Below are 5,391 nucleotides of genomic sequence, written 5' to 3'. Positions count from 1 at the left end.
CGAACGCAGCCTCGCAGGCTCGGCAGCTGCTACAAGCCCCGGCAAACCGGGGCTTCAGGCGCACTATTTGTCTGATTTGTGGCTACGCGATGATCTGCCCGACCGGGCTCTGTAGGCGGGAAGTGCAGCCGCATAGGCCAGTGCTTCTTCTCGGCTGCCAAAGGATCCAAGCCGGTCACCTTTGGTGCACACCCGCCACGGGCCGCTGTTCACGCTGAGTACGTCATAGCCGTTCATGTGCATTTTGGTCAGCATCGGAACGCTCATTAGTCACCTCCATTTCGGCAGTGATAGTCCAGGGTCCACTCAATTACCTTACACCCGACCTTCACTGAAGTGCCGACCAGACGTCGCGTCAGGATTCCGGCAGTTAAATGCACTTTCAACCGCCCTGTCGACTCTAACCCTTGAAGCAGACACGTCTGCGGATTGCGGTCTGAATATTGCATTTTTATGACTGTTTTGTGACAGCTGGCAGTCAGGTAATCCATGAAAGTACGCGCAACCGTCATTTGCGAGCAGGACCGGCATATTCTCCTGGTGCGCAAACTCAGGGGGCGCTGGACCCTGCCGGGCGGAAAAATCGAGCCCGGCGAAACCATCGCGGGCGCGGCCACAAGAGAGCTCTATGAAGAAACAGCGCTTGTGGTCGACGGCCTGCTGTACTTGATGGAGCTGAACACGATCAGCACCCGCCACCATGTTTACGAAGCATCGGTGGTAAACCTGGCCGAGGCGCGGCCACAGAATGAAATCATCGAGTGCATCTGGCATCCGCTGGACGCCGTCCAGAACCTGAACACAAGCGACGCCACGCTCAGAATCGTCAAAGCGTTTCAGCGTCGCTTGTAAGTCCTAGGCTTTAGCCAATGCCGTCGCGGCCTTGTCGATGAACCCGGCAATCTCGGCCGGCATCGAGGCCAGCGACGCATGGCTGGCGTTCAGGGTCAGAATCTCCCGGGCGTTCAGTCGCGTCGCCATCCATTGCTGATTTTGCGGCGCGATCATCCGGTCGTAGGCCGAGACCTGATACCACGACGGTTTGTTCTTCCACGCCACCGTGTTGATGGTGTCGCCAAAAGTGCTGGCCAACGGTGCTTTCTGGGTGATGCCCATCACCAATCCGTCGATGGCGGGCAGATCCTGACAGAAGCTTTCGTGGTAAAGCTCAGGCTTCACCCACAAATAGCCATCGCTGTCGGGGGCCAGGTTCGCGGCCGCTGCCGGTGGGTGCTGTTGGGTAATGCTGCCAGGGCTTTCGCCGACGTCCGGGGCAAACGCGGCGATGTACACCAGCCCCACGACATTCGGCTGATCGCCGGCTTCGGTAATCACCGCACCGCCATAGGAATGCCCCACCAGCAACACCGGCCCCGGCACTTGAGCGACCATTTTGCGGGTGCGCATCGCGTCGTCGGCCAGGGAGGTCAGCGGTATCTCGACCGCGCGGATGTTGGTGTAGCCCTTGTGGATCAGTTCGGCGATGACCTTGTTCCAGTGGGCCGCACCGCCCCAAAAACCATGGACCAAGACAATGGTGGGTTTATCGCTCATCAGGATGACTCCCGTTCATGGAGGGTGTGTTGCGAGCCTGTCAGCCCAAATCGCCGCCACCGACCGGCATGACCATGCCGGTGATGTAGGAAGCTTCGTCGCTGGCCAGAAACAGAATAGCGCTTGCCTGTTCATCCAGCGTGCCGTAACGCTTCATCAAACTGCTGTCGAGGGTCTGGTCGACGATCTGCTGATACCACAGCTTTTCCTGAGCGCTTTGTTCCGCGGTGTTGCGCGGAATCAGCCGCGGCGGCGCTTCGGTGCCACCGGGGGCGGTCGCATTGACCCGCACCCCACGACCGGCCGTTTCGAACGCCAGGCACGCGGTCAGCGCGTTGACCCCGCCCTTCGCCGCACCGTAAGGCACGCGATTGACGCTGCGGGTGGCGATCGATGAAACATTGACGATGGCGCCGCTGCCTTGCTCAAGCATGAACGGCAGCGCGGCATGGCAGCACCACAGAGTCGGGAACAATGAACGGCGAACTTCGGCTTCGATCTGCTGCTCTTCATAGTGCTCGAAAGGCTTGGCCCAGATCGTGCCGCCGACGTTGTTGACCAGCACATCGAGGCGCCCGAAGCGCTCGACGGCGGTGCGCATCACGCGGCTGCATTCGCTGTATTGCTCAAGGTCGGCGGTCAGCGCGAGTACCTGGCTGCCCTGCCCCAGTTGCTTTTGCAGCTCGAACACCAGATCGGAGCGATCGACCAGGATCAACCGCGCACCTTCGGCGGCCATGCGTTCCGCCACGCGCCGGCCGATGCCCTGGGCGGCACCGGTAATCAGCGCGACTTTTTTATGGAATCTGTTCATGTCTCTCTCCCACAACAGCGCGGCTCAGGCCGCGCTGGCGGCAAATTTCTCGTAGTAGAAGTTCGCAGGCGCAATGCCTTGCTCGCGAATGAACTGGCTGACCGCTTCGACCATCGGCGGCGGGCCGCACAGGTAGACATCGACGTCGCCATCGTTCAAATGCCGTGGCTCGATATGCTGGGTCACGTAGCCCTTGAGCGGGTGCCGGCTGTCGGGATTGGCCACGCAGGCGCTGAAGCTGAAGTTCGGGATTCGTGCGGCGAAGGCTTCCAGTCGATCCATTTCCACCAGGTCGAAATCGTTGGTCACGCCATAGATCAAATGCAGCGGATGCTCGCTGCCCTGCTCGGCGATTTTTTCCAGCATCGCGGTGAACGGCGCCAGACCGGTGCCACCTGCCAGCAGCAACAACGGCCGGCGGATATCGCGCAGATAGAAGCTGCCCAACGGTCCGGCCAGGCTCATGCTGTCGCCGGCCTTGGCCATGCCGGTCAGGAAACTGCTCATCAAGCCACCGGGCACGTTGCGAATCAGAAAGCTGACTTCGCCGTCACGCTGCAACGAGCTGAACGAGTACGCGCGGGTCTGCTCGCTGCCCGGCACCCCGAGGTTCACATATTGCCCCGGCAGAAACGCCAGTTTGCTCAGGGCCTCGCCCTTGATCGACAGCGCGATGGTGCTGTCGGACAGCTGCCGCACGGCGCTGATGGTCGCGTCGTAGCTGGTCTGCCGGGTGCGGCAGACATCCGATGAAACCGGCACCCGCACCACGCAATCGCTCTGCGCACGCATCTGGCAGGTCAGGACAAAACCCTGCTGCGCTTCCTCGGCGCTGAGGGCGTCTTCGATGTAATCCTCGCCCAAGTCGTAGCGCCCGGCTTCGGCAAAACACTTGCAGGTGCCGCAAGCGCCGTCGCGGCAGTCCAGCGGAATATTGATGCCCTGGCGGTACGCGGCATCGGCCACGGTTTCGCCGGCATTGGCGTCGATGAACCGGGTGACGCCGTCTTCGAAATTGAACGCAATGGAATGAGTCATGACGACCGCCTCAGAGGTGGTAAACATCGATGACCTGGCGAACGTAGTCGTTCTTCAGGATCACTTTCTTGGCCTTGATCTGCGTGTTCTCGCCGCGCACATCCAGGGTGTAGAAACTGCTGCCGAAATAGCTGTCGACGGTCTTGTAGCGAAAGCTCAGGGTGTGCCAGTTGAAGCGCACCTTGCACAGGCCGTCGGCCTGTTCGATCAGCTCGATGTTGCTGAGGTTGTGCGAGGTGCGGGTGTCCGGCACGCTGGCGCTGGAACGCTCGGTCTTGATGCGGAAGATGCGGTCTTCCAGGCCCGTGCGGTTGCCGTACCAGATCAGCGAGATTTCCCGCTGTGGGTCTTCGGTCAGCTCGTCGTTGTCGTCCCAGGACGGCATCCAGAAAGTTGCGTCCGGCGCGTACAACTCCAGCCAGTCGTCCCATTGCTTGTCGTCGAGGTAGCGCGCTTCGCGGTAGAGAAAATCGCGCACCGCGTCATAGGTAATAGTCATTGCACGGCCTCCACTGCAATCAGTTCGGACTGTTCGGCGGCCAGGGCCTTGAGCATGGTTTGCTGCCAATACTTGTGTTGCAGCACGAACAGCCCCTCGTCTTCGGTACGCACCCCGCTGAGCAACGGGTGCAGGTCGATTTCCCTGGCCGCGTCATCGGCGCCTTCAATCCAGTGTTCGGCACCACGGGACATGTCGTTCCAGGTGGTGACGCTGCCCTGATAACCCGTCTGGCAGGAGCGAAACTCTTCCAGATCATCCGGAGTGGCCATGCCGCTGACGTTGAAAAAGTCCTCGTACTGACGAATCCGGCTCGAACGGGCGTGGTCGCTTTCACCTTTGGGAGCGATGCAGTAAATGGTGATTTCGGTGCGGTTGACCGAGATCGGCCGGGCAATGCGAATCTGCGAGCTGAACTGGTCCATCAGGTACACGTTCGGGTACAGGCACAGGTTGCGCGAGTTTTCGATCATCCAGTCGGCGCGCGCCTGGCCGAAGTCCCGGGCCAACTCGTCGCGACGCTCGTACAGCGGACGGTCTTCAGGGTTGGACCAACGGGTCCAGAGCAGCATGTGGCCCTTGTCGAAGGAATAGAAACCACCGCCCTGCTTGGCCCAGGTGCCGGCGCTCATGGTGCGGATGTCTTCGCCGGCTTCGCGCTGTTTGCGCTGGTTCTGGGTGGCAGCGTAGTTCCAGTGCACGGAGCTGACGTGATAGCCGTCGGCACCGTTTTCGGCGGTGAGTTTCCAGTTGCCTTCGTAGATGTAGCTGGAGGAACCGCGCAGCACTTCCAGGCCATCGGCGGACTGGTCGACGATCATGTCGATGATCTTCGCCGACTCGCCCAAGTGCTCCACCAACGGCACCACGTCGGCCTTGAGGCTGCCGAACAGGAAACCGCGATAGGACTCGAAACGCGCGACTTTGGTCAGGTCGTGGGAGCCTTCACAGTTGAAGCTCGCCGGGTAGCCGGCCGCCGCCGGGTCCTTGACTTTGAGCAGTTTGCCGGAGTTGTTGAAGGTCCAGCCATGGAAGGGACAGGTGTACGAACTCTTGTTGCCGGTCTTGTGCCGGCAGAGCATCGCGCCACGGTGACTGCACGCATTGATGAAGGCGTTCAACTCACCGTCCTTGTTGCGCGCGATGAAGATCGACTGGCGCCCCATGGTGGTGGTGTAGAAGTCGTTTTTGTTGGGGATCTGGCTCTCGTGCGCCAGGTACAGCCAGTTGCCTTCGAAGATGTGTTCCATCTCAAGGTCGAACAGCCGCGGGTCGGTAAACATCTCGCGCTTGCAGCGATAGATACCCCGTTCAGGGTCTTCTTCAAGCAGGGAGTGAAGGTATTCGGGTCGCAGGGACATGGCCGCCGCCTCCATTGTTTTTATTCAGGCAGGGCCATGCTAGGACGTGGGGATGGGGCGGACTATCCGCCGGGTGCAGACCTGTATCCGTTTTGTGCAACGAGATCGTTTCCCGTAGCAGCTGC

General features: G+C 60.6%; 7 protein-coding genes. 1 reads left to right on the top strand and 6 read right to left on the bottom strand.

Annotated features, from left to right (window positions below):
- Nucleotides 1–63 precede the first annotated feature (63 nt).
- Nucleotides 64–267, bottom strand: a complete 204-nt coding sequence (locus tag PMI21_RS29965; RefSeq protein WP_007941550.1) for a hypothetical protein — start codon at nucleotides 265–267, stop codon at nucleotides 64–66.
- 222 nt (nucleotides 268–489) lie between these two features.
- Between PMI21_RS29965 and PMI21_RS02560 the strand changes: the two genes are divergently transcribed.
- The gene (locus PMI21_RS02560) at nucleotides 490–852 is read left to right on the top strand and encodes an NUDIX hydrolase (protein WP_007941549.1); all 363 of its coding nucleotides are present in this window, start codon (nucleotides 490–492) and stop codon (nucleotides 850–852) included.
- A gap of 3 nt (nucleotides 853–855) precedes the next feature.
- Here the strand turns inward: PMI21_RS02560 and PMI21_RS02565 are convergent, their stop codons facing one another.
- The 5 genes from PMI21_RS02565 to benA are packed head-to-tail and all read right to left on the bottom strand — an operon-like array spanning nucleotide 856 to nucleotide 5,266.
- On the bottom strand, nucleotides 856–1,554 hold the full coding sequence (locus PMI21_RS02565; protein WP_007941547.1) for an alpha/beta hydrolase: 699 nt from the start codon (nucleotides 1,552–1,554) through the stop codon (nucleotides 856–858).
- Between the two features lie 40 nt (nucleotides 1,555–1,594).
- On the bottom strand, nucleotides 1,595–2,368 hold the full coding sequence (locus tag PMI21_RS02570; protein WP_007941546.1) for a 1,6-dihydroxycyclohexa-2,4-diene-1-carboxylate dehydrogenase: 774 nt from the start codon (nucleotides 2,366–2,368) through the stop codon (nucleotides 1,595–1,597).
- A 24-nt stretch (nucleotides 2,369–2,392) separates the two neighbouring features.
- The gene (gene benC, locus PMI21_RS02575; protein ID WP_007941544.1) at nucleotides 2,393–3,406 is read right to left on the bottom strand and encodes a benzoate 1,2-dioxygenase electron transfer component BenC; all 1,014 of its coding nucleotides are present in this window, start codon (nucleotides 3,404–3,406) and stop codon (nucleotides 2,393–2,395) included.
- A gap of 10 nt (nucleotides 3,407–3,416) precedes the next feature.
- Nucleotides 3,417–3,905 carry a benzoate 1,2-dioxygenase small subunit gene (benB, locus tag PMI21_RS02580; RefSeq protein WP_007941543.1) on the bottom strand — a complete coding sequence of 163 codons (489 nt, stop codon included), beginning with the start codon at nucleotides 3,903–3,905 and terminating at the stop codon, nucleotides 3,417–3,419.
- Complete coding sequence (gene benA, locus PMI21_RS02585; RefSeq protein WP_007941542.1) at nucleotides 3,902–5,266, bottom strand: benzoate 1,2-dioxygenase large subunit; 1,365 nt, start codon at nucleotides 5,264–5,266, stop codon at nucleotides 3,902–3,904. Before benA ends, benB begins: the two co-directional genes overlap by 4 nt.
- Nucleotides 5,267–5,391 lie beyond the last annotated feature (125 nt).

Source organism: Pseudomonas sp. GM18, assembly GCF_000282195.1.
Classification (GTDB): domain Bacteria; phylum Pseudomonadota; class Gammaproteobacteria; order Pseudomonadales; family Pseudomonadaceae; genus Aquipseudomonas.
This window is presented reverse-complemented; position numbering and strand designations above follow the sequence as displayed.

Excerpts from the sequence above, each read along its gene's own strand:
- PMI21_RS02560 (WP_007941549.1), top strand. The coding sequence starts at position 490 with ATGAAAGTACGCGCAACCGTCATTTGCGAGCAGGACCGGCATATTCTC.
- PMI21_RS02565 (WP_007941547.1), bottom strand. The coding sequence starts at position 1,554 with ATGAGCGATAAACCCACCATTGTCTTGGTCCATGGTTTTTGGGGCGGT.
- benB (WP_007941543.1), bottom strand. The coding sequence starts at position 3,905 with ATGACTATTACCTATGACGCGGTGCGCGATTTTCTCTACCGCGAAGCG.
- PMI21_RS29965 (WP_007941550.1), bottom strand. The coding sequence starts at position 267 with ATGAGCGTTCCGATGCTGACCAAAATGCACATGAACGGCTATGACGTA.
- benC (WP_007941544.1), bottom strand. The coding sequence starts at position 3,406 with ATGACTCATTCCATTGCGTTCAATTTCGAAGACGGCGTCACCCGGTTC.
- benA (WP_007941542.1), bottom strand. The coding sequence starts at position 5,266 with ATGTCCCTGCGACCCGAATACCTTCACTCCCTGCTTGAAGAAGACCCT.
- PMI21_RS02570 (WP_007941546.1), bottom strand. The coding sequence starts at position 2,368 with ATGAACAGATTCCATAAAAAAGTCGCGCTGATTACCGGTGCCGCCCAG.